Source organism: Schaalia odontolytica (assembly GCF_005696695.1).
GTDB lineage: Bacteria > Actinomycetota > Actinomycetes > Actinomycetales > Actinomycetaceae > Pauljensenia > Pauljensenia odontolytica_C.
The window spans coordinates 1,522,472-1,548,152 of record NZ_CP040006.1 but is presented as its reverse complement, the minus strand read 5'-3'; the positions used below and the strand labels follow the sequence as shown (position 1 = coordinate 1,548,152).

Sequence of the window (25,681 nt, the reverse complement as noted above, 5' to 3'; positions counted from 1 at the left end):
GCTCCCCGGATGGGGAGCGGCCCTGTTGTTCTATCTGTTGGAGTGGCGGCCTCGCAGCGCGTGTTAGCGCGTGCCGATGAGGGCGGGCAGGGGAGTGCGTGACGCCCACTGCGCGACATCGATGAGGGCGGCGCTGGCACCCGCCGCGCGCACGTTGGCGGAGTCGCTCGCGAGCATCGCGGCGTCAGCCGCGAGCAGATTGGAGGCCAGAGAGGCGGCATCAAGCGCATCGAGCGTGCAGCGTGACGTGCGAGTATCCGCAGCGCCAGCGCGCAAAGCGGTATCGACGCGGACGAGCAACTCGCCGGACACGCTGTACGCGTCGCTCAGCGTCCCCGCGCTCACCTGCGCTTTCGGCAGTGACGAGGCGGTGCAATCCCACGTGGCGACAGCCTGCGAGAGCTCCGCCGAAGAAGCGAGATCCTTGCCGGAAGGGGCGAATGTGGGGGAGATGGACGACTCATTGAACAGGTCAATCGCCCAGGTCTGAACGCCCTGACGCGACGCAATGTTCACGCGGTCGTTGATGAGCAGCGCCGCATCATCACCGGCCTCGAGATCGATACCGTAGACGTAGGCGAGGCGCGCTGCGCTCGCGTAGCGCCCGAGCGCGGAGGCGCCGAGCGTGCGTGCCTCTTCGGCCGAGGTCTTGTCCGGGTTGGCGGCGATCTCAAGGTCGCGCGTGGCCGTGCGCGCCAGCCACGACACGTACGCCGAGACGTCGGTAGGCGCCTCAGATACGGCTGCCGGAGCGGACTCGCCCTCGGGTGTCGCCCCGCCCCACGGGTCCCACAGTCCGCCGAGCGCCTCGAGTCGAGCCTGCGACGATGAAGCTGCGTCGCGTAGAGCGGACGAACAGGACGCGCAATCCGTCGCGATATCTGCCAGCTGGGTCGCGCGAGCCGCAGCGGCGGCCTCCGTGCGCGCTGCCTGGTCGCGAACCGTCGCGAAACCAGACAGGGTGGGCAGTGACGACGCGCCGCACGCGGACAGCGCGAAAACCGCAGCCGACGTCATGACGAGGCCGGGGATGCGGTGTGTGGTCAAAGTCAGTTTTGCGAAACGCACACCCGCATCATCCCACACCCCCGGGTAGGATAGGGAACTGACCCGCGTACGCGAGAGAAAGATAGGCGCATATGGCATCGTCCACGTCAGAGGGACCGCTCGAGGAGCTGCTGGCTCCCGTGGTCGCACAGTCGGGACTGGAACTGGACTCAGTGACCCGCTCACGCTCCGACGCGATGCCCCTCCTGCGGGTCATCGTCGAAGCGCCCATCGGTGCCGACGGAATTGACTCGGACACCCTCGCCGAGGTGTCCCGCGCTGTCTCGAAAGCCCTGGACGTTGCGGACCCGATCGACGGCGAATACCTGCTCGAAGTCTCCACGCCGGGAGCCGAACGCGAGCTCACGAAGGTCGGGCACTGGATGCGGCAGATCGGACGCCTCGTGCGCATCAAGCTGCGAGCCGGCGGCTACGTCTCCGGACGCGTCATCGCCGCGAACGAGACCAGCGCAACGATCGATGTCGACGGCGAAACGACTACCATTGACTATCAGGACATGAGGAAGGCGCGTTCCCGCGTCGACTTTGGAACGGGGAAGTAGGAGACCATGGAAATCGATATGACCGCTCTGCGGATGGTGGAAAACGAGAAGGGCGTCAGCCTCGAAACCCTCGTCGACGCCATCGAGGAGGCGCTGCTCAAGGCGTACCACAACCTGCCCGGCGCCATCTCCCAGGCCCGCATCGAAATCGACAAGAAGACCGGACGCGTCACCGTCATGGCCATGGACGAGGACGAGGACGGCAACCCGATCGGCGAGTTCGACGACACTCCGAAGAACTTCGGCCGCATCGCCCAGTCGACCGCACGCTCCGTCATCATGCAGCGCCTGCGTGACGCCGACGACCAGCGCGTCTTCGGTGACTTCGCTGGCCGTGAAGGCCAGATCATCACGGGCACCGTCCAGGCGCCGCGCCCCGGCCGCCCCACGATGGTCCAGGTCTCCGACGACTTCGAGGCCGTCCTGCCCGACGGTGAAAAGGTCCCCGGCGAGTCCTACCGCCATGGCGACCGCATCCGCGCCTATATCGTGGGCGTCGAGCGCACCGAGCGCGGCCCGCGCATCACCTTGTCGCGCACCCACCCCAACCTCGTCGCCGGCCTCTTCCAGCGTGAGGTTCCCGAAATCCAGCAGGGCCTCGTCAAGATCAAGGCCATCGCCCGCGAGGCCGGCCATCGCACGAAGATCGCCGTGGCCGCCACCCGCGAAGGCATCAACGCCAAGGGCGCCTGCATCGGCCCGATGGGCGCGCGCGTGCGCTCCGTCATGGCCGAGTTGGGCGGGGAGAAAATCGACATCGTCGACTACTCCGACGATCCGGCGCGCTTCGTCGCGAACTCGCTGTCGCCCGCGCGCGTTACCCGCGTCGTCGTCCACTCCGTGGACAACCGCACGGCGACGGCCATCGTCCCCGACTTCCAGCTCTCCCTCGCCATCGGCAAGGAAGGCCAGAATGCTCGCCTCGCCGCGCGCCTGACGAACTACCACATCGACATCCACGCCGACACGGAAACCGGCGACGACGCGATTGCTTCGCGCGTCTCGACCCCCGACGACGTGACAAGTCGCTCATAGAATCTGAGACGAGCAATCCCTTAGCTGGACTAAGCTAGGGGATTGTGTCGTATTCTGTGCCGCCAGTGCCCACCTCTGGGCCCCAGCGCACCTGCATTGGATGCGGCGCACACGCGCAACGATCCGCTCTCGTGCGGATCGCTCGCTCGCCGGACGGTTCGATTCGCCTCGACCGAACGGCCACTCTTCCGGGCCGAGGGGCCTGGATTCACCCCGATGCGGGGTGCGTCCAGAAAGCCCGAGCCAGGCGCGGCCTTGCGCGCTCGTTCCGAATGGGAAACGTTACGGACGGCGTGTGGGACGACGTGGAGGAGTTGATCAACCACCAGTGATGGCCACGCGCCATCAACGCCGAGAAAATGGAAGCGGGTTGGAAGCTGATGGGCACCCGATGAGTACCCAGCGATGAGCTGCCAGCAATATCAGTAAGGCGTCTCCGGACCGGAGACGCTTCCGGAATGGAGAAATGTGGCAAAGTTGCGTGTCCACGAGCTCGCCAAAGAGCTCGGAATCACCAGCAAAGAACTGATGGGTCACCTGAAGGAAGCAGGTGAATTCGTCAAGTCGTCGTCGTCCTCGCTCGAACCGCCCGTCGTGCGGCAGATGCGCGAGAAGTTCGCGACGGCCCCCAAGACCAAGAAGGCGGACGCAAAGCCCGCCGCCAAGGCTCCCAAGCCCAGCGCGGCCAAGCCCGCTGCGAAGAAGCCCGCCGCCCCCAAGGCGGAGGCTCCCGCCGCGGCGGCTGCCGACGCTGCCCCCAAGGCCGCGGCCCCCAAGGGCGACGCGCCCAAGCCCGGCGCGCCCAAGCCTCGTACGAAGAAGGCCGACGCCGCCCCCAAGCCCGCCACCCGCAAGAGCGCGGAAGGCGGCGCCCCCAAGCCCGCGCCTCGTCGTGCTGACGCCCCGCGTCCGGCTCGCCCCGGCGGCCCGCGCCCCGGTGGCCCGCGCCCGGGCAACAACCCCTACGCCTCCTCGCAGGGCATGCCTCGCCCCGGCGGCTCCGGCGGCCCTCGTCCCGGCGCCCCGCGTCCGGGCGGCTCCGGCAACGGTGGCCCGCGCCCCGGTGCCACGCGTCAGGGTGCCTCCGGCAACGGCGGTCCGCGTCCCGGCGCCCCGCGCCCCGGCGGCAACCGTCCGAACCCGGGCATGATGCCCGGCCAGGCGAACTTCGCACGTAACGCTGCCTCCGGTAACGGCGGCGGTGAGCGCACCGGCCGCGGTGGACGCGGTCGCGGCGGCGCACGTCCCGGCGGTGCGGGTGCAGGTGCCGGCGGCGGCGCGCCCCAGAACAACGGCGGCGGCTTCGGCGGTCCTCGCGGCGGTGGCCGCGGCGGTCGCGGCTCCACGCCGGGCGCATTCGGTCGCGGAGGCGGCCGCTCGCAGCGCGGACGCAAGTCGAAGCGCGCGAAGCGTCAAGAGTACGAGCAGCAGAACGCGCCCGTTATCGGCGGCGTGTCGATCCCGCGCGGCAACGGCGCGCAGATCCGCATCCGCCAGGGCGCATCCCTTGCTGACCTCGCCGAGAAGATCGACGTCAATCCCGCAGCGCTCGTGACGGTCCTCTTCGCCCTGGGTGAGATGGCGACCGCCACGCAGTCCCTCGACCAGGACACCTTCGAGGCCCTGGGCGCGGAGCTCGGCTACGACGTCAAGGTCGTCTCCCCCGAGGACGAGGACCGCGAGCTGCTCGAGTCCTTCGACATCGACCTCGAAGCCGAAGAGCTCGACGACGCCGAGAACATGGTGCCCCGTCCGCCGGTCGTCACCGTCATGGGTCACGTCGACCACGGTAAAACCAAGCTGCTCGACGCGATCCGTCACACCGACGTCGTCGACACCGAGCACGGCGGCATCACCCAGCACATCGGCGCCTACCAGGTCACGGTCAAGGCTGAGGACGGCACCGCCCGTCCGATCACCTTCATCGATACCCCCGGTCACGAGGCCTTCACGGCCATGCGTGCTCGTGGTGCCCAGGTCACCGACATCGCGATCCTCGTGGTCGCTGCCGATGACGGCGTCATGCCCCAGACGGTTGAGGCTATCAACCACGCGCAGGCCGCTGGCGTGCCGATCGTCGTCGCGGTGAACAAGGTCGATAAGGACACGGCGAACCCGGAGAAGATCCGCTCCCAGCTCACCGAGTACGGCCTGGTCGCGGAAGAGTACGGCGGCGACGTCATGTTCGTGAACATCTCCGCCAAGCAGCGCAAGGGTATCCGCGAGCTGCTCGAGGCTGTCCTGCTGACCGCCGACGCGGCGCTGACCCTTGAAGCCAACCCGAACACCGACGCGCGTGGCGTCGCCATCGAAGCGAACCTGGACAAGGGCCGCGGCGCCGTCGCGACCATGCTGGTCCAGCGCGGCACGCTCCACGTGGGCGACTCCCTCGTGGTCGGCTCGTCCTACGGCCGCGTGCGCGCCATGTTCGACGACGCCGGTAACGACGTCTCCGAGGCCGGCCCGTCGATGCCCGTCGCGGTCCTCGGTCTCACGTCCGTCCCGCGCGCCGGCGACTCCTTCCTGGTCGCGCCGGATGACCGCACGGCTCGCCAGATCGCCGATAAGCGTGAGGCCGCCGAGCGTCAGGCCCTGCTGGCTAAGCGTCGCAAGCGCGTCTCCCTGGAGGACTTCGACAAGGTCCTGGCCGAGGGCGAGGTCGACACCCTCAACCTGGTCATCAAGGGCGACGTGTCCGGTGCCGTCGAGGCCCTGGAAGACTCGCTGCTGCGCATCGACGTGGGCGATGAGGTCGCGCTGCGTATCATCCACCGCGGCGTCGGTGCGATCACGCAGAACGACGTCAACCTGGCGACCGTCGACAACGCGGTCATCATCGGCTTCAACGTCCGTCCCGCCGAGCGCGTGGCCGAGATGGCGGATGCCGAAGGCGTCGAGATCAAGTACTACAACGTCATCTACTCTGCGATTGACGACATTGAGGCTGCCCTTAAGGGCATGCTCAAGCCGATCTACGAGGAGGTCCAGCTGGGTACCGCGGAGATCCGTCAGGTCTTCCGCTCCGGCAAGTTCGGCAACATCGCCGGTTCGATCGTCCGCTCCGGCACGATCAAGCGTGGCACCAAGGCTCGCCTGGTGCGCGATGGTGTGGTTGTCGCCGATAACCTCGAGATCGCGTCCCTGCGTCGCGAGAAGGACGACGTCACCGAGGTCCGCGAGGGCTACGAGTGCGGTATCACGCTGGGTCACAAGGACATCGCCGAAGGCGACATCATTGAGACCTGGGAGATGCGCGAGAAGGCTCGTGACTGATCGCATGGCTTGAAGTATCGGGGTCCGGGCACGCTCGGACCCCGATCTTCTCTCACCAGTGTTTCTAAGAGGGCGACACCGCCCGAAAGGAGGGCGCGATGGCTGATGAAGCTCGCGTTCGAAAGGTGCAGGAGCGAATCCTGCAGACCGTCGCGTCGATGATTGGACGCCACGTGAAGGATCCCCGCCTGGAGCTCGTCACCATCACGGACGTGCGCGTGACGGGCGACCTGCAGCACGCATCCATCTTCTACACGGTGCTCGGCGACGACGAGCAGCGCGAGAAGGCCGCGCGCGCGTTCGCGTCCGCGCAGGGTCTTTTCCGCTCCCGCGTGGGTAAGGCCCTGGGCCTGCGCCTGACCCCGACCCTGGAGTTCATCCTCGACGCCCTGCCCGAGAGCGCCGCCGCGCTCGAGGACGCCCTGGCCAAGGCCAAGGCGAAGGACGAGGCAATCGCTGCCGCGTCTGCTGGGGCCACCTACGCCGGCGACGCCGACCCCTACCGTCACGACGACGAAGAGGACGAGGCTGACGCGAAGGATTGGGCCTGACCCTCATGGCTCGTCGACCCGATAATCCGCGTCCCGGCCTGCTTGTCATCGACAAGCCGCAGGGGCTCACCAGCCACGACGTGGTCTCGCGCGTGCGACGCCTGGCCCACACGCGCAAGGTGGGGCACGGCGGCACCCTGGACCCGATGGCCACGGGAGTCCTCGTGATCGGCATCGGCAAGGCGACGAAGCTGCTCACCTGGGTGAGCGGTCATTCGAAGGAATATCGGGCGACGATCCGCTTCGGCGTCGCCACCAATACGGACGACGCCGAGGGGGTCGCGACCGCGGCCGTTGGCTGTGCCTCGTTGAGCGAGGAGCAGCTTGAGGCTGCGCTTGCGCCGCTGCGCGGGGACATCATGCAGGTGCCCTCGACCGTCTCGGCGATCAAGGTGAACGGCAAGCGCGCCTACGCGCTTGCCCGCGCCGGTGAAGACGTCGAGTTGGCGGCGCGTCCGGTGCGCATTTCGCGCCTGGAGGTCCTCGCGCCCCCGCGCCCCGTCGAGTGCGTGCTGGAGGAGTCCGACGCGGACAATGCGCCCGACGAACAGGTTCCCTCCGGCCCCGTTCGCGTGGTCGATGTTGACGTCGTCGTCGAGTGCTCCTCGGGCACCTATGTGCGCGCCCTCGCGCGCGACGCCGGTGAGGCGCTCGGCGTGGGTGCCCACCTGACCGCGCTGCGCCGCACGCGCGTGGGCGACGTTCCCCTGGAGACGGCGATGACGCTCGAGGAACTGAGTGCCGCCGTCGAGGCAGCCAGTCCGGAAGGGGAGCCGGACGCGGAACCGGTCCTACCCCTCGTCCCACTTGGGGATGCTGCGCGCACCATGTTCCCCTCCCTGCTCATGACCGAGGCCGAGGCCCGAGCGTTCGCCCACGGCCAGGCCCCGAGGCGTTCTCGCGGTGAGTTGGCGCAGTGGGCGGCCGAGGCAGCCTACTGCCCGCAGAGCGACCCCGAGGAGGAGGCCGCGCCGATCGCCGCCGTCGCGCCCGACGGCACCGTCCTTGGCCTGCTCCGCATTGATGCGGCTCGCCTGCGCACCGTCCTGGTTTTCTAGAAAGAGACTCATGAACGTTTGGTATTCACTCTCTGACATTCCCGGCAACGAGGCCAGCGTCGTCACCATCGGCAACTTCGATGGCATGCACAACGGACACAAGAAGGTCATCTCCACCTGCATCGAGCGCGCCCACAAACTCGGCGTCGACGCCGTCGCCATCACCTTCGACCCGCACCCCATCCAGGTCCACAAGCCCGAGGTGGGCCTCCAGCTCATCTCCCCGCTGCGCGACCGCCTCGACGCGATGGCCGCCGCCGGACTCGACGCCACGCTCGTCGCCCACTACGACGCGAGCGTTTACAGCCTCGAAGCCGACGAGTTCGTCTACGAATACCTGGTGGAGCGCTGCGGCGCGCGCGAAGTCGTCGTCGGCGAAGACTTCCGTTTCGGACGCGGCAACGCGGGCACCATCGACACGCTGCGCGAGCTCGGGCGCCGCTACGGCTTCAACGTCATTACGGTCACCGACATCGAGGCCCCCGAGGGGCGCCGCTGGTCCTCCTCGTGGGTGCGCGAGCTCCTCGCCGCCGGCGACGTGTCCGGTGCCGCCCGCGTCCTCGGCCACCTTCACCGCATCCGCGGCACCGTGTGCCACGGCTTCAAGCGCGGCCGCACCCTCGGCTTCCCGACCGCAAACCTGTCCGAGGACGTCGAAGGCGTCATCCCCGCCGACGGCGTCTACGCCGGGTGGGTCGTGCGCGCCGTGCCCGGCACCCAGTCCGCCGAGTTCCTCCCCGCCGCCATCTCCGTGGGCACCAACCCCCAGTTCAACGGCGTCGAACGCACCGTCGAAGCCCACGTCCTGGGCCGCTCCGACCTCAACCTGTACGGCGAACGTATCGCGGTGACCTTCGTATCGCGCATCCGCCCCATGCTCTCCTTCGACTCCCTCGACGAACTGCTCACCCAGATGGACGACGACCTGCGCCAGACGGCCTCCGTCCTCGGCATTGGCGTCGCCGGGCGCGTCGACCCGGACTCCGTCACCGCCCGATAGGGCACCATCCTCTTCGCCTGGCCCCGCGCTTCAGGGGCACACATCCAGCCCGAGGCCGGGGGAGCGCAGAGCGGGGAGAGGGGAAAGTCCTCGTGAGAAGGAAGAATCGTTAGCTTGGTCGCTCATTGTGGGGATAATGCCGGTGGCGTGCTACTGTAGAAAGGCCGTACACCGGCCGCGGACTGTCAGCACCCGGGAAGAGCCCGGATGCCCCGCGCAACGAACACAAAGGAGAAGCCTGTGCCGCTGAGCAAGGACGTCAAGGACCAGATCATCGCCGAGTACGCGACCCACGAGGGCGACACCGGTTCCCCCGAGGTGCAGATCGCGCTGCTGACCCGCCGCATCAAGGATCTGACCGAGCACTTCAAGACCCACACGCACGACCACCACTCCCGTCGTGGCCTGCTGCTGCTGGTCGGCCGTCGTCGCCGCCTGCTGGGTTACCTGGCTGACATCGACATCGAGCGTTACCGCTCGCTCATCGAGCGTCTCGGCCTGCGCCGCTGATTTTGGGCCGGCCCGCCTCCCGTAGCGGAGACGGGCCGGTTTTCACACGCCCGCCTCGGGCAAACCGTTAATTCTCGCGCGAAAGCCGCCGGTTTTCGACAGTGGCCTACGGAGCGTTTATCCGTGGGCTTCGATCGAAGGCCGAAGTGGAGCGCGACACCAACAAACCAAGGAGAAACGCCCCATGATGGAAGGCTCCGACATCATCGCCGCAGAGGCGATTATCGATAACGGCCGTTTTGGCAAGCGCACCGTGCGCTTCGAAACCGGCCGTCTCGCCAAGCAGGCCGCCGGCTCCGCCCTGGCCTACCTGGACGATTCCACCACCGTTCTGTCCGCCACCACGGTGGGCAAGAACCCCAAGGACCAGTTCGACTTCTTCCCGCTGACCGTCGACGTTGAAGAGCGTCAGTACGCCGCGGGTCGCATCCCCGGTTCCTTCTTCCGCCGCGAAGGCCGCGCGGGCACCGAGGCCATCCTGGCCGCCCGCCTCATCGACCGCCCGCTGCGCCCCGGCTTCGTCAAGGGCCTGCGCAACGAGGTCCAGGTCGTCGAGACCGTCCTGACGATCGATCCGGACGACGCCTACGACGTTCTGGCGATTAACGCCGCGTCCATGTCCACCCAGATCGCCGGCTTGCCCTTCACCGGCCCGATCGGCGGCACCCGCCTGGCGCTCATCGACGACCAGTGGGTCGCGTTCCCGCGCTGGAGCGAGCTCGAGCGTTCCGTGTTCAACATCGTTGTCGCGGGTCGCATCGTCACCAAGGAAGACGGCTCCGAAGACGTCGCGATCATGATGGTCGAGGCCGGCGGCGGCAAGAACCAGTGGGAGCTCATTCAGGCTGGCGCCACTGCCCCCACCGAAGACGTCGTGGCCGACGGCCTCGAGGCCGCCAAGCCCTTCATCAAGGTCCTGTGCGAGGCCCAGCTCAAGGTGGCCGAGAAGGCCTCCAAGGAGACCGTTGAGTTCCCGCTGTTCCTGGACTACACCGACGAAGAGTACGCGGCGGTCGAGGAATACGCGGCCGAGAAGGTCGCCCAGGCCCTGCTGACTGAGGGCAAGCTCGCCCGCGACGAGGCCGTTGACGCCGTCAAGGAAGAGATGCTTGAGGCCCTGGCCGAGCGCTTCCCCGAGTCGGAGAAGGCCCTCAAGGCTGCCTTCCGCTCGCTCGAGAAGGCCACGATCCGTAACCGCACCCTGCGCGAAGAGATCCGCATGGACGGCCGTACCCCGCGCCAGATCCGTTCTCTGTCCGCCGAGGTCGAGGTCCTGCCCCGCGTGCACGGTTCCGCCCTGTTCCAGCGTGGCGAGACCCAGATCCTGGGCATCACCACTCTGGCCATGCTGCGCATGGAGCAGCAGATCGACAACCTGTCGCCTGTCAACGCTAAGCGTTACATGCACCAGTACAACTTCGCTCCGTTCTCGACGGGCGAGGTCGGCCGCGTCGGCTCCCCGAAGCGCCGCGAGATCGGCCATGGTGACCTGGCCGAGCGCGCCCTGGTTCCCGTCCTGCCCTCGCGTGAGGACTTCCCCTACGCGATCCGTCAGGTCTCCGAGACCATGGGCTCCAACGGCTCCTCGTCGATGGGCTCCGTCTGCGCCTCGACCCTGTCCCTCCTCCAGGCCGGCGTGCCGCTGCGCGCCCCCGTCGCGGGCATCGCGATGGGCCTCATGACCGGTGAGGTCGATGGCCAGTTCAAGGCCGTCACCCTGACCGACATCCTGGGCGCCGAGGACGGCTTCGGCGACATGGACTTCAAGGTTGCCGGTACCCGTGACTTCATCACGGCTCTGCAGCTGGACACCAAGCTCGACGGCATCGACTCCCAGGTGCTGCGCGCCGCGCTGGCCCAGGCCCGCGACGCCCGACTGGCGATCCTCGACCTGATCAACCAGGCGATCGACGGCCCGGATGAGATGAGCCCCAACGCTCCTCGCATCATCACCGTCAAGGTCCCCGTCGACAAGATCGGCGAGGTCATCGGCCCCAAGGGCAAGATGATCAACCAGATCCAGGACGAGACCGGCGCTGACGTCACCATCGAGGACGACGGCACCGTCTACATCGCCTCCTCCGACGGCGCCTCCGCCGAGGCCGCCCGCACGATGGTCAACCAGATCGCGAACCCGCAGATGCCCGAGGTCGGCGAGCGCTTCGTCGGCACGGTCGTCAAGACCACCTCGTTCGGCGCCTTCGTGTCGCTGACCCCCGGCAAGGATGGCCTCCTGCACATCTCGCAGGTCCGTCGCCTCGTGGGCGGCAAGCGCATCGACTCCGTGGACGACGTCCTGCAGGTCGGCCAGCAGGTCGAGGTCGAGATCGCTGAGATCGGCGACCGCGGCAAGCTGAGCCTGCACGCCGTCATCGACGGCGAGGCTGGCGAGCTCGAGGCCGCCGAGGGCGAGCAGACCGAGCAGCGTCGCGAGCGCCGCGACCGCTCCGAGCGTCGCGAGCGTCGCCCCCGTACCCGCACCCGTCGTCGCCGTGACGACGAGCGCGAGGACGGCGCTTCCGAGGAGTGAGTAGCTCCCGTTAGCTGAATCGGACCGGTGGCCGGGATGGAGCGTGTGCTCCGCCCGGCCACCGGCCCGTTTACGGCTACACTGTGAACGTTTCGTGCCAACCCCCGGATCATGGGGGATGCAAGAGGAGAAGTATGACGCCCAAGCCGCTGCCGCTCGACGAGGCCCGCCTGTCCATCGAGGATGGCGACACCCGCATTGAACGCACGATCCTGGGAGCTGGGACGCGTGTCCTGACCCAGGCGATTCCGGCGACGAAGAGCGCGGGCGTGTCCCTGTGGGTGCCTGTGGGGTCGCGCGACGAGGGACCGCGTACGGCTGGGTCGACCCACTTCCTCGAGCACCTTCTGTTTAAAGGCACGAACAAGCGTTCCGCCCTCGACATCGCCGTCGCCTTCGACAGCGTGGGCGGCGAGTCGAACGCGGAGACCGCTCGCGAGCACACCGCCTACTGGGCGCGCGTGCGCGACGCGGACCTCGACATGGCGATCGAGACGCTGACCGACATGGTCACCGACTCGCGCCTCGACGAGGAAGATTTCTCGATGGAGCGCGGCGTCATCCTCGACGAACTGGCGATGGGGGAGGACTCGCCCACGGACACGGTCCACGACACCTTCCAGCTAGCCGTCCACGGCGACCGCCCGATCGGACGCCCCGTCGGCGGCACGCCCCAGGCCATCCGTGAGGTCGAGCGCGCGGACGTCTGGGAGCACTACCAGGCCCACTACGGCCCCTCATCCCTCATCGTTGCAGCCGCCGGCAACGTCGACCACGAATCAGTGTGTGAGCGCGTGCAGGCCGCCCTGGAGGGATCGCCCTGGGACGCGGGCAGCGCGGCCTCACCCCGGCCTCGTCGATCCACGACCGTGACACCGATTGCCGACCACGACAAGGACATCACCCGCCGACGCGACGTGACCCAGGCGCACGTCATCATCGGCTGCGAGGGCCTGTCGGCCACGGATCCCGCGGGTCCGACCATGAGTGTCCTACTGTCGGTGCTGGGCGGCTCTATGTCGTCGCGCCTCTTCCAGGAGGTGCGTGAAAAGCGTGGACTGGCCTATACGACCTACGCCTTCGACGTCGCCTACTCCGATACCGGAACCTTCGGCATGTACGCGGGCTGTAGCCCCGACAAGGTCGACGAAGTTGAGGCCATCATGCGCGCTCAGCTGGAAGACCTTGCCGCGGACGGCCCGACCGAGGAGGAGATGACGCGCGTGCGTGGACAGGTGCGCGGCGGCGTCGTCCTGGGCCTCGAAGACAACTGGTCTCGCATGATGCGACTGGGCCGCTCGGAGATCATCGGACGTTACCGTCCCATCGACGAGTCCCTCGCCGAGTTCGACGCGGTGCAGGCGGGCGACGTGCGCGCACTGGCGGCGTCCCTCATCGCGAAGTTGGATTGCCGGGCCCTCGTCCTGCCCGCACAGTAAGAAACGGGGGCGTGAGATACCCCCTGTCCATCCGCGCTCATCGCGCCGAACGTGGGAATACCCTGAAGACAGCCATATAACCGTAAGAAGGAGAGCGCAATGATTCGCGTCGCAGTGACAGGAGCCAAGGGCCGCATGGGCTCGACCGTCGTTCAGGCGGTCACGGACGCCCCGGACATGGAGGTCGTTGCCCTCTTCGATGCGGGCGACGAGATCACGCCGCAGAGCGTGAATGGCGCGCAGGTCGCCGTCGACTTCTCGATCCCCAGCGTCACCGAGTCCAACGTACACGCGCTTCTCGACGCGGGAGTGGACGTCGTCGTGGGCACGACCGGCTGGACGGAAGAGTCCTACGCGCGCGTGCGCGAGCATGCCGAGGCCTCTGGGCGTGCCGTCCTGATCGCCCCGAACTTCGCGATGGGCGCGGTGCTCGCCATGAAGTTCGCCGCTATGGCCGCCCCCTACTTCGAGTCCGCTGAGGTCATCGAGATGCATCACCCCGCCAAGGTGGACGCTCCCTCCGGCACCGCCGTGGCGACCGCGCGCGGCATCGCGAAGGCGCGCGCCGAGGCCGGCCTGGGCGAGATGCCCGACGCGACTGAAACCGACGAGCTCGGCAGCCGCGGCGGCCGCGTGGATGGTATCCCCGTCCACGCCGTGCGCCTGCGCGGCCTGACCGCCTCGGAGGAGATCCTCCTGGGCAACGCGGGCGAGCAGCTGGTCATCCGCACGGACTCCTTCGATCGTGTCTCCTTCATGCCCGGTGTCCTGCTGGGCGTGCGCCGCGTGATCGGCCGCACGGGCCTGACCATTGGCCTCGACCAGGTGATGGGCCTGTGAGCTCGGCCGCGGGTCCGGACCGCTCCGTGCGCCCCGCTCAGAGCGGTGACGCGCGCGCGATCGCTCGCCTGCAGCGCGAGGCCTGGCGCTCCCTCATGGGGCAGGACGCCCTCGACGCTCAGGGCATCACTGAGGAGGCGCTCGCCGCCCAGTGGGAGGCGACGCTGGCTTCTCCGCGGCCGGGCGGCACCGCCCTCCTCGTCGCCCTCCACGGCAATACGATCGTGGGTTTCGCGCTCGCCGGCCCCGACGAGGCCGGGGTGCCCTCGGCCCCCGACGCTGAGTCGGGTGAGGCGGCGGTGGCCGCGACGCAGGTGTATGAGCTGACGGTGGATAAGAACTTCCGCCGGTCGGGGCATGCGTCGCGCCTGCTGTCGGCGGTCGCGGACCTGACGAGTGGCCAGTTGCGCGTGTGGGTTGGCGTGAATGATGAGGAGCGCCAGCGCTTTTACACGTCGGCGGGCTTTGCGCCCTCGGGCGCGGTGCGAGTGCTGGGCGATGGCCCCACGCAGCACATGTGGTGGGCGGAGCGCGACTAAGAGCCCACGGCGCGAGCGACGCCACGCGGGTGCGTGCGTGGTGCTCCGTCCACGTCGGGGACGCGGTGCGCCCATTGCGAGGGGCGTGCGTATCATGGAACGCATGAGCAACATTCCTCCCCGCCGCTTCGGTTCCCTCGCAGCCGCCATGGTCACGCCGATGACCGACACCGGTGAGATTGATCTGCCCTCCGCGCAGCGCCTGGCGATCAAGCTGGTCGACGAAGGGTGCGACACGATTCTGCTGTCCGGCACGACGGGAGAGTCGCCGACGACTCACCAGCCGGAGAAGAACGACCTGACGGACGCCGTCCGTGAGGCCGTGGGGGATCGAGCGTTCATCCTGTGCGGCGCGTGTTCGAACGACACCGCCCACGCGGTGCGCATCGGCGAGGGCGCCCAGGAGCACGGCGCGGACGGTCTGCTGATCGTGTCCCCGTACTACAACCGCCCGTCCCAGGAGGGCCTGCGCGCGCACGTGCGCAGCGTGACGGATGCGACCGACCTGCCCGTCATGCTCTACGACATTCCGGGGCGCACGGGCATCGCGTTCTCAGACGCGACCCTCGACATCCTCGCCCAGCACCCGCGGATCCTGGGCGTCAAGGACGCGACGGGTGACGTGGAGACCGGCGTGGAGCGCATGCACCGCACGGGCCTGGAGTACTACTCGGGCGACGACGGCCTGAACTTCGCATGGATGACGGGCGGCGCCTCGGGCTTCATTTCCGTGGTCACGCACGTGGCCTCAGCCCAGTACCGTCGCATGATCGAGCTGCTCGACAGCGACCAGGTGTGGGAGGCCCGTGAGCTGTCCTATTCGCTGCGTCCCCTCGTGCACGCGATCATGGGCGGCGGACAGGGAGCGGTCATGGCGAAGTACGCCCTGTGGCTCCAGGGCGTTATCGACAGCCCGGCCGTGCGCCTGCCGATGGTGGGCATCAGTGACGATGAGGTGTCGGCCCTGCGTCGCGCCCTGTGCACCGCTGGCCTGCTCTGACATACAGTTCGCCCCCGTCGAGACCCGGCGGGGGCGAGGTGTATGTTCAGGGTGCAGTGGTGGTGTTACCGATCGTTGACGAGCGTTGAAAGTTAGGCTTAATATACTTAGGTAAAGCTCATCAACACTGATCGTTGTCTTCAAGGAATGGATACCGTGGCAAAGAAGGACGTCATCATTCCCCTGGTCCCCGCCGCTCTCAGCGCCCTGCTGCTCGCCGGAGGCGTGACCGTCTTTTCGGCGTGCGAGCAACGGGCCGACGGCTCGTGGATGCACTGTCACCAGTGTCAGAACATGGTGGCCGGCAGCGCCGTTGGCCTCATCGCGCTGTACGGCGCCTCCTCCCTCGTCAAGAACAAGCCCGCGCGCCTGGCCCTGCTCGCGCTCGCGGTCATCGCCAGCGTCGTTGTGTTCTTCATTCCCGGCGGGATCTGCCCGCTGTGCGCGATGAAGACGATGCGCTGCCACACCGTCTTCCAGCCCTTCGTGCGCATCATGAGCGTCCTGGTCGCCGGCAGCGGCATTGGGGCGCTGGTGGCGTCATGGAAGAAGGATTCGAAGCCCTCCGCCTGACGTATCGCCCCGGATGGGAGACAATGGCGGCGTGAGGGCCCTAGGACGATCGAAAACCGTGCGCATCGGCGCGGTTCTCCTCGTGCTATCCCTCGTCGCCGTTCTCGCGATCGTCGTGCGCAACGCGGTGCACTATCGCGAGGCCGTCGCCCTGGACGAGGCCGGGGACGCCCAGGGGGCGTACGAGCTCTTCCATGCGCTCGGCGGGTACAGTGATGCGGCGCAGCGCGCGCAGGCCCTCGTCGAAGCCGATCCCGCGCTGCCGTACCGCTCGGTATCCAAGGGCGACACCGTCGAGTTCGGGGCCTACGAGCAGGACGGAAACGCCCAGAATGGACCCGAGCCGATTCAGTGGATTGTCCTCGACAAGATCGACGGCCAACTCCTGCTCCTGAGCGCAGACGTCCTCGATGCGCGCCAGTACCACCACGTGCCCTTCGAGGAGGTCACGTGGGAGAACTCCGACCTGCGCGCGTGGATGAACGGCGACTTCTACGAGGGTGCGTTCACCCCCGTTCAGCGCGGGCTCATCGAGACGGTGCACAACGAGAATGCGGATCAGTCGATCACCGGCGCAAGCGGCGGAGCCGCGACCGACGATCGGGTTTTTGCCCTCAGTGAGACCGAGAGCGTCATCTACCTCAATACGCCCGCCGCGCGTAGTGACATCGGAGCGGCGCCCGCCAGCGTTCACGCCGCCGCCGGACCCCTGAGCGTCTCCGAGGACGGCACGGCAGACTGGTGGCTGCGCTCTCCCGGAACATACGGTTTCGCGACGCAATTCGTCGACGCGACGGGCGTGCCCTCGCTCAGCGGAGCGAACGTCGACCTGCAGTACGGGGTGCGACCCGCGCTGTGGATCAACGTCGAAGGGGCCGGTGAGGGGAGCCGATGAGCAACGCGCTGTCCCTGCGCCGCGTTCCCCTCATGACGATCCGCGCGCATCCCATCCGTTCCCTCATCATCGCTGTGCTTGCGCTCGCGCAGGCAGCCTGTGTGTTCGGTGGATTGATCCTCGTGGGCGCGATGCGGGCGGAGCTCACCCTCGCTGAGCGCAGGCTCGGCGCCGACCTCGTCGTGTACCCGACGACCTGCCTGAACCAGGTGGAGAAGAAGCGCCTCCTCATGCTCGGGACCCCCGTGGGCTGTCACCAGCGGCGCTCGGCCCTGGCGCGCATGTCGTCCAACGAGGACATCGCCGCGGTGTCCTATCAGCTCTATGTGTCCGAGACGCTCGCCGATGGGTCCACCCGGTGGATCGTTGGTTTCGAACCCGAGACGGATTTCGCGCTCTCGCCTTGGATCGCCGAGGGGGAAGGGGCGTCGCTGCCGCGTGGCTCGGTCCTTGTCGGCAGTGCCGTCCCGGGCGCGGACGGACAGAGCCTCTCCGTCTTCGGGCGTGAGCGCCCGATCGGCGCTCACCTCCTCACCACCGGCTCGGAGCTCGATGACGCCGTCTTCGTTTCCACGGACACCCTGTCGGACATGATGGCGGACGCGCGCGCGGCGGGGGAGGACATCGACGCTTCCCTCGACCCGCGTACCGACTACTCTGCGGCGCTCGTGCGTGCCTCGGACAGCGATGCCATCGAGAGCGTTACCAATTGGATCAACCTCTACGTGCGCAAGGTCAGTGCGGTGCGTGCCACTGAGGCGCTCGTCGGGGCTGCGTCGGGCATTCGCGCGCACCGCGGGGTTGCAATCGGGGTCCTGGGAGCGACCTGGATCGTCCTGCTGGGCGCCCTCATCGTCGTGCAGGTGAGCCTCATGAACGAACGGATGCAGGAACTGGCCGTGTGGCGCTCGATCGGGGCATCGCGTTCCATCATGAGCCGTGTCATGCTGAGCGAATCGTCCCTGCTTCACGCGTTTGGAGCCCTCGTGGGAGTTTGCCTCGCAGCCGTGACCATGCCATTCGTGGGGGACGGGAGCCTCGTCAAAACCCTCGCCACCCCCGCGACATCACTGCCCCTCGCGGGCCTGTCACTAGTCGCCGTCACCTGCGTCGGCGTCGTCGGAACGCGCCTCGCGCTCGCTCGGGTCAGCCGGGCGGCCACGGGGAACAAATCTGTCCTGGTGTAGGGACAACGGTCAAGGAGGAATGACGCAATGCTGTCGCTGTCGCGACTACCGTGGATGAACCTGCGCGGCTACCCCGTGCGGACGGGGACCCTGATCTTCTTCTCCATGCTTATGACGATGACGATCTTCGGTGGAACGCTGGTCGTCCAAGGTATCGAACACGGCCTGCGCACGACCCAGTCGCGCCTCGGAGCCGACATTATGGTGACGCCCGACGAGGCCGACACCGACTTCGATGCGCAGACCTTCCTTGTCAACGCCGAACCGTCGTACTTCTACATGGATGCGTCCACGCGCGAGGCAGTTGCAGCCGTCGACGGCGTCGAGGCCGCCTCCTCCCAGCTCTTCCTCGCCTCGGCGAGGGCGAGCTGCTGCTCGGGCCGCTACCAGGTGATCGCCTACGATCCGACCACCGACTTCACGATCCAGCCGTGGATGAACGACGCCGTCGGGCAGGCGCAGCTGGGGGAGAATGAGGTGATCGTCGGCGCCAACGTGCTCGCCAACGACCCGGAGAACTTCCAGCTCTTCGACAACACCCTGCGGGTCGTCGGCCAATTTGACCCGACCGGATCGACCCTCGACAATGCGGTCTACATGAACTTCGAGACCGCAAAGAAGGTCATCGACTCTTCGCTGCGCAAGGGACTCAACAAGTACTCGACGCTCGAAACCGACCGCATCATCTCCTCGGTCATGGTCAAGGTGGCACCCGGATACGACGCCGAGGCCGTGGCCGCGCAGATCCGTGAGCAGGTACCCGGCGTGTCGGTCGCCACCTCGACGAAGCTGGTCAGCGGTATCGCCCAGTCCTTGGAAACGACGTCGCGCACGGTCACCACCCTCATCGCGGTCGCGTGGGGAGCCGGCTTGCTCATGATCACCCTCATGTTCGTCCTGATGATTGTCGAGCGCAGGAGAGAATTCGCGACCCTTATCGCCGCCGGTGCCCACCGTCGTCTGATTTCGCGCATCATCATTCGCGAGGCGCTTGCGGTCAACGCGCTCGGCGGCATTGGCGGCATCGTCGTTTCCGGTGTGCTCCTCGTGTCCTTCTCCGGCCTCGTACGCCAAAGCCTGGGAGGGGGATTCCTCGTCCCGTCGCTGCCCACTCTGGCGCTGCTCGCGCTGGGAGCGCTCGCGTCGGTGGGCCTCGTCGCCCTCGTGTCCTCGTGGATAGCGCTACGGTACGTGACGACAATGGACGCCAGCCTGGCCCTCAAGGAAGGGGAATGACATGATCATCGAGGCAACGGGACTCACGAAAGAATTCGCCCGAGCCCGCGGGGGAAAGCGCCTCTTCACGGCCGTCCACCCGCTGGATATCGGCCTGGAGGAACAGCAGCTGACCCTCGTCTCCGGGCACTCCGGCAGCGGCAAGAGCACCCTGGCGAACATGCTCGCCGGCATCCTCACGCCGACGGCGGGACACGTACGACTGGACGGCACGGACCTGTACTCGCTGCGCGACGAGGAACTCTCGCGCCTGCGCAATGAGCGCATCGGCCTCGTCCCCCAGGGGCACACGGCCCTGCGAGCCCTGACGGTCCTCGACAATGTCTTGCTCCCCTCGATCCTCTACACCAAGGACGAGGCGCCCGCGGATCGTGCCCGCGAGCTGCTGGCCGCCGTGGGCTTGGGCGACCTCACCGATGCTGCGCCCACCGAGCTGTCGGGCGGTGAGCTGCGGCGCATGGCGATCGCGCGTGCCCTCCTCATGGACCCGGCCGTCGTTGTCGCAGACGAGCCGACCGCCGGCCTCGATAGTGCGAACGCGACCGCCGTCCTCACCCTCCTGCGCGATGCCGCCGACCGGGGAACGGCCGTCCTCGTCGTCTCCCACGAGGCCGAGGCGCAGCGCTTCGCGGACCGCAGCTACGTCATGGAGGACGGCCATCTGCGCGCGAGCGAGTAGCTCAGCGCCCTCCGAACGCATCAAATGTGAGAGGGCCGACCTGCCCAACATGTCTCCCGATGCGGGCAAAGCGGTGCCAACGTGGCAGACTGGCACCATGAAGTCTTTGTACGAGAACCTCAGCGAACCCGCGCCCCTGGAAGATGGCGCACTGCGAGTGATCCCGCTGGGAGGTCTCGGCGAGGTCGGCCGCAACATGAACGTCCTCGAATACCGGGGCAAGCTCCTGGTCGTGGACTGTGGCGTTCTCTTCCCCGAGGAGAGCCAGCCCGGCGTCGATCTGATCCTGCCGGATTTCTCCTGGATTGAGGATCGGATGGACGACGTCGTCGGTCTCGTCCTGACCCACGGCCACGAGGACCACATCGGCGCCGTGCCCTACCTGTTCAAGCTGCGCAGCGACATCCCGGTCTACGGCTCTGACCTGACCCTGGCCTTCGTCGCCCCCAAGCTGCGCGAACACCGCCTGCCCGACCCGAGCCTCAACGTCGTCGCCGAGGGCGACCGCCTCACCGTCGGTCCCTTCGACCTCGAGTTCGTCTCCGTCACCCACTCGATCCCCGACGCGCTCGCGGTCTTCGTCCGTACGGATGCGGGCAACGTCCTCATCACGGGTGACTTCAAGATGGATCAGCTGCCGCTGGACCGCCGCCTCACCGACCTGCGCGCCTTCGCCCGCATGGGCGAGGAGGGCGTCGACCTGTTCATGGTGGACTCCACGAACGCCCTGGTGCCCGGATTCATCACGCCCGAGCGCGAGATCGGCCCGGTCCTCGACCAGGTGTTTGGAGAGGCCACGGGCCAGATCGTCGTCGCCTCCTTCGCCTCGCACGTGCACCGCGTCCAGCAGGTCATCAACGCGGCCGCCCACCACGGGCGTCGCGTGGCCTTCGTGGGCCGCTCGATGGAACGCAACATGCGCATCGCGGAAGAAAAGGGCTACCTGTCGATCCCCGAGGGCCTCATCGTGGATCTCAAGGGCATCGGCGAGCTGCCGCCCTCCGAGCGCGTCTACATGGCGACCGGTTCGCAGGGTGAGCCGATGGCCGCGCTGTCGCGCATGTCGGTGGGTTCGCACCGCACCGTGACGATTGAGCCGGGCGACATGGTCGTGCTGGCCTCCTCGCTGATTCCTGGCAACGAGAACTCCGTCTACCGCGTCATCAACGACCTGACCCGCCTGGGCGCGCGCGTCGTGTCGAAGGAGAACGCCAAGGTGCACGTGTCCGGTCACGCGAGCGCCGGTGAGCTCATCTACTGCTACAACATTGTTCAGCCCAAGAACGTCATGCCGATCCACGGCGAGGTCCGTCACCTGGTAGGCAACGGTCAGCTGGCCGTCAAGACGGGTATCGACCCGCAGAACGTGGTCCTGGCCGAGGACGGCGTGACGGTCGACCTCAAGGACGGCGTCGCGCGCGTGTCGGGCATCGTGCCCTGCGAGTACGTGTATGTGGACGGCCGCTCGATCGGCGAGATCTCCGAGGATGAGCTGGAGACCCGGCGCACCCTGGGGTCGGAGGGCTTCATCTCGATCTTCGCGGTCGTCGAGCACGATTCGGGCATGGTCCTGGCCGGCCCGGAGATTCGCGCGATCGGCATGGCCGAGGACGACTCGGTGTTCGAGGAGATTCTCCCCGACGTCACGCAGGCGCTCAAGGACGCGGCTGCTCCCGGCGGGCAGGACCCCTACGTCCTGCAGCAGGCGATGCGCCGCGTGATCGGACGCTGGGTTGCGCGACGCTTGCGTCGTCGTCCTATGATCGTTCCGGTCGTTACCGAGCAGTAGTCTGGCAGTCTTCATTGAGGAGGCCCTGGCGCGCTGGGCGGTAGCGTGCGCTTGAAGGAAGGAATCTACGTGTCGGGTCGTTTTATTTCGACGCACTCTGTTGCGCTCGTGTTGCCGATGCACATCGCATACGTGCCGGAGCGCGGCGGATCCGTTCATGCGGATGCCGCCAGCTCGCGCCCGGGCGGCGGCTTCACGACCCTGTGCGCCGCTGCGGCCATGGGCGTGCCGACGGCAGCCGCGTCGCCGCTCGGCACGGGTCCGAACTCTTTCGCCGTTCGTCAGCAGCTGGTCGAGGCCGGCGTCGAGGTCCTGACCCCCGAACTGGTGGGTGATATCGGCGTCGTCATTCAGCTCATCGTCGAAGACGGGTCGATGCGTTCGGTCGTGACGGCCGGTGTCGAATCGGAGCCGTCGCGCGCTTCCCTTGAGGGGATCGAGCTGCGCGAGGGGGATGTGGTCCACGTGGCCGCCTCAGACATGACGAGCGCGCACGCGGCTTCCGAGCTGAGCGAGTGGGCCGCGTCCCTGCCGCCCTTCGTGACGCTCGTCGTCTCGGTGTCTCCCGCAGTTGCCCAGGTTCCCGTTGAAGCGTGGGAGGTGATCTTCCCCCGTGCCGACGTCGTGACAATGAGCAGCTGGGAGGCTGCCACTCTCGCCGGTATTCTCGACGCCAACCGTCACGGCTCCACGATCCGCACCTACATGCGCCCGGACGCGGCCACGGTTCGCCGCGTGGGGGAGCGGGGCTGCGAGCTGCAGAAGGTCGCGGATGCTCCGGTCATCTCGATTCCCGCGTTCCAGTCGCGTATCGCGGACACTGCGGGCGTGGGCGATACCCACATCGGAGAGATGTGCGCGGGCCTGGTCATGGGCTACGACCTGGAGACCGCGTGCCTTATGGCGAACGCGGGTGCCGCGCTGGCTATCTCCCACGAGTCGGCTCTGCCCGTTCCCACGCGCGAGCAGGTTGAAAATGTGCTCGAAACCGGGGTTGTTACGAACATCCTGCGCTGATCTCGCGCGGCGCGCCTGGCAGAGTGGGGCCGCGGCGGGCGATATGGTGGAAGGATCATGGCACAATCGTCTCCACGCTCGTCGTCCGGTAAGGCTCCCGCGCGCCCGCGCGCCAAGGGAGGCTCGAACAAGTCCGCCCAAGCGCCCCAGCCCGAAGCAACGCAGCCAGGCTTCCTGGCCCGCTTCTTTTCCGCGCTCGGCCGCGCCGGTGTCGGTGCCGTGCGCGCGTGGAAGGCGACCGATTCGCAGGTCAAGCGTGACGCTGCGGCCTTCGTCGCTGTCGCCGCGGCCATCGTTATCGCGCTGCGCGAGTGGTTCCAGATTTCCGGCGAGGCCGGGGACGCGATCCACCACGCCTCCGCCGGCCTGTTCGGCATCTTCTCGGTCGTCCTGCCCCTCGTCCTGATCGCCCTGGCCGTCGAGCTCGTCTCCGCGCGATCCGGGCGATCCGCGCTGCCCCACCACGTGGCAGGCGGCATCGGTATCACCGCAGCGCTCACCGGCCTGGTCCACATCTCGCGTGGAAACCCCGCGATGGGCACCGAACCCGGCATTGAGGCGGCCGGTGGCCTGCTCGGCTGGTTCGTCGCACGCCCCCTCGCCCTGCTGCTCTCCGGCTGGGGTGCGGGTGCCCTCATGATCCTGCTCCTGGCCTACTCGATCCTGCTCGCCACGCGTACGGCCGTCGCAGACGTCCCCGCGCGCCTGCGCGACCTCGCCGCCCACCTCAGCGGTGAGCGCCCCGAGGGCGACGCCGAGGCCTCCGATCAGGCCGGTGGCGATCCCGCCAAGGAAGCCCGCCGCAAGGCGCGCAAAGACCTCGCAGCGGGAGACGACGCCTTCCTCGACGAATACGACGGCGACGAGTCCTTCCGCAAGGCGACCGACACGGAATCCGTGGGGGAGACCCGCCTCCTGGAATCCGGAGCCATCGCGGCCCCCGCGCCCGCCCCGACTCCCGCGCCCCGGCCTCGTGCCACGACGCCCGACGCGCCCACCGAGATGCTCACCCAGATGCGTCCCGCCGTGGCCCCCGCGCCCGTCCAGGTGCCCGCGCACGTGCCAGAGCCCGAACCGGAGCCCGAGGACGAGCCGGCGCCCCCGCCGATCACCGACGAGCCCGAGGGGGCCTTCCAGCCCAACCTCGACGACTCGATCAGCTACACGCTGCCGTCGGAGGACCTCCTCGTCTCCGGCCCGCCCCACATGACCCGATCCGCCGTCAACGACCAGGTCGTCGCGGCCCTGGGGCAGGTCTTCGCGGACTTCAACGTCGACGCGCGCGTCACCGGATTCTCCCGAGGCCCGACAGTCACCCGCTACGAGGTCGTCCTCGGCGCCGGCGTCAAGGTTGACAAGCTCACTAACCTGTCGAAGAACATCGCCTATGCGGTGGCCTCCGCCGACGTGCGTATCCTCGCGCCGATCCCCGGCAAGAGTGCCATCGGCATCGAGATCCCCAACGCCGACCGCGAAAACGTGGCCCTCGGCGACGTCCTGCGTTCCGCGGCCGCGCGCCGCAACCAGCACCCGCTCGTCGTCGGCGTCGGCAAGGACGTCGAAGGCGGCTACGTCGTCACCAACCTGGCCAAGACCCCGCACATGCTGGTGGCCGGCCAGACCGGTTCCGGTAAGTCCTCCTTCGTCAACTCCATGATCACGTCGATCATGATGCGTGCGACGCCCCAGCAGGTGCGCATGATCCTCGTCGACCCCAAGCGCGTGGAACTCACGATCTACGAGGGCATCCCGCACCTCATCTCGCCCATCATCACCGACGCCAAGAAGGCCGCCGAGGCCCTCGAATGGGTCGTCAAGGAGATGGATGCGCGCTACGACGATCTGTCGGACTACGGCTTCAAGCACATCGACGACTTCAACAAGGCGGTGGCCGCCGGACAGGTTCAGGCCAAGCCCGGGCTGGAGCGCACGCTGCACCCCTACCCGTACCTGCTCGTGGTCGTCGACGAGCTCGCCGACCTCATGATGGTCGCCCCGCGCGACGTCGAGGCGTCGATTCAGCGCATCACGCAGCTGGCGCGCGCCGCCGGCATCCACCTGGTCCTGGCCACGCAGCGCCCCTCCGTCGACGTCGTCACCGGCCTTATCAAGGCCAACATCCCCTCGCGCCTCGCGTTCGCGACCTCCTCGCTCACCGACTCGCGCACGATCCTCGACCAGCCCGGCGCCGAAAAGCTCATCGGGCAGGGTGACGCCCTCTACCTGCCCGCGGGTGCCTCCAAGCCCATGCGCGTCCAGGGTGCCTGGGTCTCCGAATCCGAGATCCACCAGATCGTCGCCCACGTCAAGAGCCAGATGGAGACGCACTACCGCGACGACGTCGTGCCCGAAAAGAAGGAAGCTAAGGTCGCCGAAGACATCGGAGACGATCTCGAAGACCTGCTGCAGGCCGCCGAGCTTGTCGTCTCCACCCAGCTCGGTTCCACCTCGATGCTCCAGCGCAAGCTGCGCGTCGGCTTCGCCCGCGCCGGTCGCCTCATGGACCTGCTCGAGTCGCGCGAAATCGTCGGCCCCTCCGAAGGATCCAAGGCGCGCCAGGTGCTCGTCACCCCCGAACAGCTGCCCGAGGTCCTCGCCATGCTGCGCGGGGAGTCAGCTGGCATCGCCGAGTCCGAGCCTGAGCCCGCCCCCGCGCCCGCTTCGGTCGCTCCCGAGGGGGCGCCCAGCCCGGCCATCGGTGCTGCGGCGGGGGTCGCGGAGGGGGCGCCGGCCTCGTCCGCTCCTGCTCAATCACCCGCTTCCGGTTACGAAATGGGCACGGCATCTGCCAGCGATTCGCGCGGCAGTGGGGTTGACCCGTACTCTGGTCATAACTTTGGTGGGTCCTCGCCCGACTGGGTCGACGAGGAGCCCGAGGACAACGAGGACGCTTGGCAGCTCACGGGCCGCTGAGCGGGAA

The 25,681-nt window shown here is 67.8% G+C and carries 22 protein-coding genes; 21 read left to right on the top strand and 1 reads right to left on the bottom strand.

Going from position 1 to position 25,681, the window contains the following annotated elements:
* Positions 1 to 63 precede the first annotated feature (63 nt).
* Complete coding sequence (locus FBF35_RS06830) at positions 64 to 1,068, bottom strand: hypothetical protein (RefSeq protein WP_060567513.1); 1,005 nt, start codon at positions 1,066 to 1,068, stop codon at positions 64 to 66.
* 71 nt (positions 1,069 to 1,139) lie between these two features.
* On the opposite strand from FBF35_RS06830, the gene rimP reads away from it, so the two are divergent.
* The 21 genes from rimP to FBF35_RS06720 all read left to right on the top strand — a co-directional run bounded on the left by rimP (position 1,140) and on the right by FBF35_RS06720 (position 25,674).
* Positions 1,140 to 1,610 carry a ribosome maturation factor RimP gene (gene rimP / locus FBF35_RS06825; RefSeq protein WP_060567512.1) on the top strand — a complete coding sequence of 157 codons (471 nt, stop codon included), beginning with the start codon at positions 1,140 to 1,142 and terminating at the stop codon, positions 1,608 to 1,610.
* A 6-nt stretch (positions 1,611 to 1,616) separates the two neighbouring features.
* Positions 1,617 to 2,645 (top strand): transcription termination factor NusA, encoded by a 1,029-nt coding sequence (nusA, locus tag FBF35_RS06820; RefSeq protein WP_060567511.1) that lies wholly within the window; start codon positions 1,617 to 1,619, stop codon positions 2,643 to 2,645.
* Positions 2,646 to 2,689: 44 nt separating this feature from the next.
* On the top strand, positions 2,690 to 2,977 hold the full coding sequence (locus FBF35_RS06815; protein ID WP_316043214.1) for a YlxR family protein: 288 nt from the start codon (positions 2,690 to 2,692) through the stop codon (positions 2,975 to 2,977).
* A gap of 136 nt (positions 2,978 to 3,113) precedes the next feature.
* On the top strand, positions 3,114 to 5,918 hold the full coding sequence (infB, locus tag FBF35_RS06805) for a translation initiation factor IF-2 (protein WP_060567510.1): 2,805 nt from the start codon (positions 3,114 to 3,116) through the stop codon (positions 5,916 to 5,918).
* Between the two features lie 98 nt (positions 5,919 to 6,016).
* Positions 6,017 to 6,469, top strand: a complete 453-nt coding sequence (gene rbfA, locus FBF35_RS06800; RefSeq protein ID WP_003792743.1) for a 30S ribosome-binding factor RbfA — start codon at positions 6,017 to 6,019, stop codon at positions 6,467 to 6,469.
* Between the two features lie 5 nt (positions 6,470 to 6,474).
* Positions 6,475 to 7,527, top strand: a complete 1,053-nt coding sequence (gene truB, locus FBF35_RS06795; protein WP_060567509.1) for a tRNA pseudouridine(55) synthase TruB — start codon at positions 6,475 to 6,477, stop codon at positions 7,525 to 7,527.
* A 10-nt stretch (positions 7,528 to 7,537) separates the two neighbouring features.
* Positions 7,538 to 8,527 (top strand): bifunctional riboflavin kinase/FAD synthetase, encoded by a 990-nt coding sequence (locus tag FBF35_RS06790; protein ID WP_003792741.1) that lies wholly within the window; start codon positions 7,538 to 7,540, stop codon positions 8,525 to 8,527.
* Positions 8,528 to 8,767: 240 nt separating this feature from the next.
* Positions 8,768 to 9,037: a 30S ribosomal protein S15 gene (gene rpsO / locus FBF35_RS06785; protein WP_007587851.1), complete on the top strand. Its 270-nt coding sequence runs from the start codon at positions 8,768 to 8,770 to the stop codon at positions 9,035 to 9,037.
* 184 nt (positions 9,038 to 9,221) lie between these two features.
* Complete coding sequence (locus FBF35_RS06780) at positions 9,222 to 11,567, top strand: polyribonucleotide nucleotidyltransferase (RefSeq protein WP_060567508.1); 2,346 nt, start codon at positions 9,222 to 9,224, stop codon at positions 11,565 to 11,567.
* A 134-nt stretch (positions 11,568 to 11,701) separates the two neighbouring features.
* Positions 11,702 to 13,006: a M16 family metallopeptidase gene (locus tag FBF35_RS06775; protein ID WP_060567507.1), complete on the top strand. Its 1,305-nt coding sequence runs from the start codon at positions 11,702 to 11,704 to the stop codon at positions 13,004 to 13,006.
* 99 nt (positions 13,007 to 13,105) lie between these two features.
* The gene (gene dapB, locus FBF35_RS06770) at positions 13,106 to 13,846 is read left to right on the top strand and encodes a 4-hydroxy-tetrahydrodipicolinate reductase (protein ID WP_060567506.1); all 741 of its coding nucleotides are present in this window, start codon (positions 13,106 to 13,108) and stop codon (positions 13,844 to 13,846) included.
* Positions 13,843 to 14,385 carry a GNAT family N-acetyltransferase gene (locus tag FBF35_RS06765; protein WP_060567505.1) on the top strand — a complete coding sequence of 181 codons (543 nt, stop codon included), beginning with the start codon at positions 13,843 to 13,845 and terminating at the stop codon, positions 14,383 to 14,385. The genes dapB and FBF35_RS06765 overlap by 4 nt, the downstream gene beginning before the upstream one ends.
* 103 nt (positions 14,386 to 14,488) lie before the next feature.
* On the top strand, positions 14,489 to 15,385 hold the full coding sequence (dapA, locus tag FBF35_RS06760) for a 4-hydroxy-tetrahydrodipicolinate synthase (RefSeq protein ID WP_060567504.1): 897 nt from the start codon (positions 14,489 to 14,491) through the stop codon (positions 15,383 to 15,385).
* Between the two features lie 147 nt (positions 15,386 to 15,532).
* A complete protein-coding gene (locus FBF35_RS06755; RefSeq protein WP_060567503.1) occupies positions 15,533 to 15,958 on the top strand; it encodes a DUF4418 family protein in 426 nt (141 codons plus the stop codon).
* A 13-nt stretch (positions 15,959 to 15,971) separates the two neighbouring features.
* Positions 15,972 to 16,853: a DUF6273 domain-containing protein gene (locus FBF35_RS06750; protein WP_060567502.1), complete on the top strand. Its 882-nt coding sequence runs from the start codon at positions 15,972 to 15,974 to the stop codon at positions 16,851 to 16,853.
* Positions 16,850 to 18,040: an FtsX-like permease family protein gene (locus tag FBF35_RS06745; protein WP_060567501.1), complete on the top strand. Its 1,191-nt coding sequence runs from the start codon at positions 16,850 to 16,852 to the stop codon at positions 18,038 to 18,040. Before FBF35_RS06750 ends, FBF35_RS06745 begins: the two co-directional genes overlap by 4 nt.
* 27 nt (positions 18,041 to 18,067) lie before the next feature.
* Positions 18,068 to 19,276, top strand: a complete 1,209-nt coding sequence (locus FBF35_RS06740; protein ID WP_060567500.1) for an ABC transporter permease — start codon at positions 18,068 to 18,070, stop codon at positions 19,274 to 19,276.
* A gap of 1 nt (position 19,277) precedes the next feature.
* Complete coding sequence (locus FBF35_RS06735; protein WP_060567499.1) at positions 19,278 to 19,955, top strand: ABC transporter ATP-binding protein; 678 nt, start codon at positions 19,278 to 19,280, stop codon at positions 19,953 to 19,955.
* Between the two features lie 97 nt (positions 19,956 to 20,052).
* Positions 20,053 to 21,744 carry a ribonuclease J gene (locus FBF35_RS06730; protein WP_060567498.1) on the top strand — a complete coding sequence of 564 codons (1,692 nt, stop codon included), beginning with the start codon at positions 20,053 to 20,055 and terminating at the stop codon, positions 21,742 to 21,744.
* A 117-nt stretch (positions 21,745 to 21,861) separates the two neighbouring features.
* Positions 21,862 to 22,761 carry a PfkB family carbohydrate kinase gene (locus FBF35_RS06725; RefSeq protein WP_060567535.1) on the top strand — a complete coding sequence of 300 codons (900 nt, stop codon included), beginning with the start codon at positions 21,862 to 21,864 and terminating at the stop codon, positions 22,759 to 22,761.
* Between the two features lie 57 nt (positions 22,762 to 22,818).
* Complete coding sequence (locus FBF35_RS06720; protein WP_060567497.1) at positions 22,819 to 25,674, top strand: FtsK/SpoIIIE family DNA translocase; 2,856 nt, start codon at positions 22,819 to 22,821, stop codon at positions 25,672 to 25,674.
* Positions 25,675 to 25,681: the final 7 nt, after the last annotated feature.

What these genes read in the sequence shown, in the direction of transcription:
- truB (WP_060567509.1), top strand. Translation starts at nt 6,475, where the DNA reads ATGGCTCGTCGACCCGATAATCCGCGTCCCGGCCTGCTTGTCATCGAC.
- FBF35_RS06745 (WP_060567501.1), top strand. Translation starts at nt 16,850, where the DNA reads ATGAGCAACGCGCTGTCCCTGCGCCGCGTTCCCCTCATGACGATCCGC.
- rimP (WP_060567512.1), top strand. Translation starts at nt 1,140, where the DNA reads ATGGCATCGTCCACGTCAGAGGGACCGCTCGAGGAGCTGCTGGCTCCC.
- FBF35_RS06790 (WP_003792741.1), top strand. Translation starts at nt 7,538, where the DNA reads ATGAACGTTTGGTATTCACTCTCTGACATTCCCGGCAACGAGGCCAGC.
- FBF35_RS06755 (WP_060567503.1), top strand. Translation starts at nt 15,533, where the DNA reads ATGGATACCGTGGCAAAGAAGGACGTCATCATTCCCCTGGTCCCCGCC.
- rbfA (WP_003792743.1), top strand. Translation starts at nt 6,017, where the DNA reads ATGGCTGATGAAGCTCGCGTTCGAAAGGTGCAGGAGCGAATCCTGCAG.
- nusA (WP_060567511.1), top strand. Translation starts at nt 1,617, where the DNA reads ATGGAAATCGATATGACCGCTCTGCGGATGGTGGAAAACGAGAAGGGC.
- dapB (WP_060567506.1), top strand. Translation starts at nt 13,106, where the DNA reads ATGATTCGCGTCGCAGTGACAGGAGCCAAGGGCCGCATGGGCTCGACC.
- FBF35_RS06780 (WP_060567508.1), top strand. Translation starts at nt 9,222, where the DNA reads ATGATGGAAGGCTCCGACATCATCGCCGCAGAGGCGATTATCGATAAC.
- FBF35_RS06775 (WP_060567507.1), top strand. Translation starts at nt 11,702, where the DNA reads ATGACGCCCAAGCCGCTGCCGCTCGACGAGGCCCGCCTGTCCATCGAG.
- FBF35_RS06725 (WP_060567535.1), top strand. Translation starts at nt 21,862, where the DNA reads ATGCACATCGCATACGTGCCGGAGCGCGGCGGATCCGTTCATGCGGAT.
- FBF35_RS06740 (WP_060567500.1), top strand. Translation starts at nt 18,068, where the DNA reads ATGCTGTCGCTGTCGCGACTACCGTGGATGAACCTGCGCGGCTACCCC.
- FBF35_RS06730 (WP_060567498.1), top strand. Translation starts at nt 20,053, where the DNA reads ATGAAGTCTTTGTACGAGAACCTCAGCGAACCCGCGCCCCTGGAAGAT.
- dapA (WP_060567504.1), top strand. Translation starts at nt 14,489, where the DNA reads ATGAGCAACATTCCTCCCCGCCGCTTCGGTTCCCTCGCAGCCGCCATG.
- FBF35_RS06735 (WP_060567499.1), top strand. Translation starts at nt 19,278, where the DNA reads ATGATCATCGAGGCAACGGGACTCACGAAAGAATTCGCCCGAGCCCGC.
- FBF35_RS06720 (WP_060567497.1), top strand. Translation starts at nt 22,819, where the DNA reads ATGGCACAATCGTCTCCACGCTCGTCGTCCGGTAAGGCTCCCGCGCGC.
- FBF35_RS06750 (WP_060567502.1), top strand. Translation starts at nt 15,972, where the DNA reads ATGGGAGACAATGGCGGCGTGAGGGCCCTAGGACGATCGAAAACCGTG.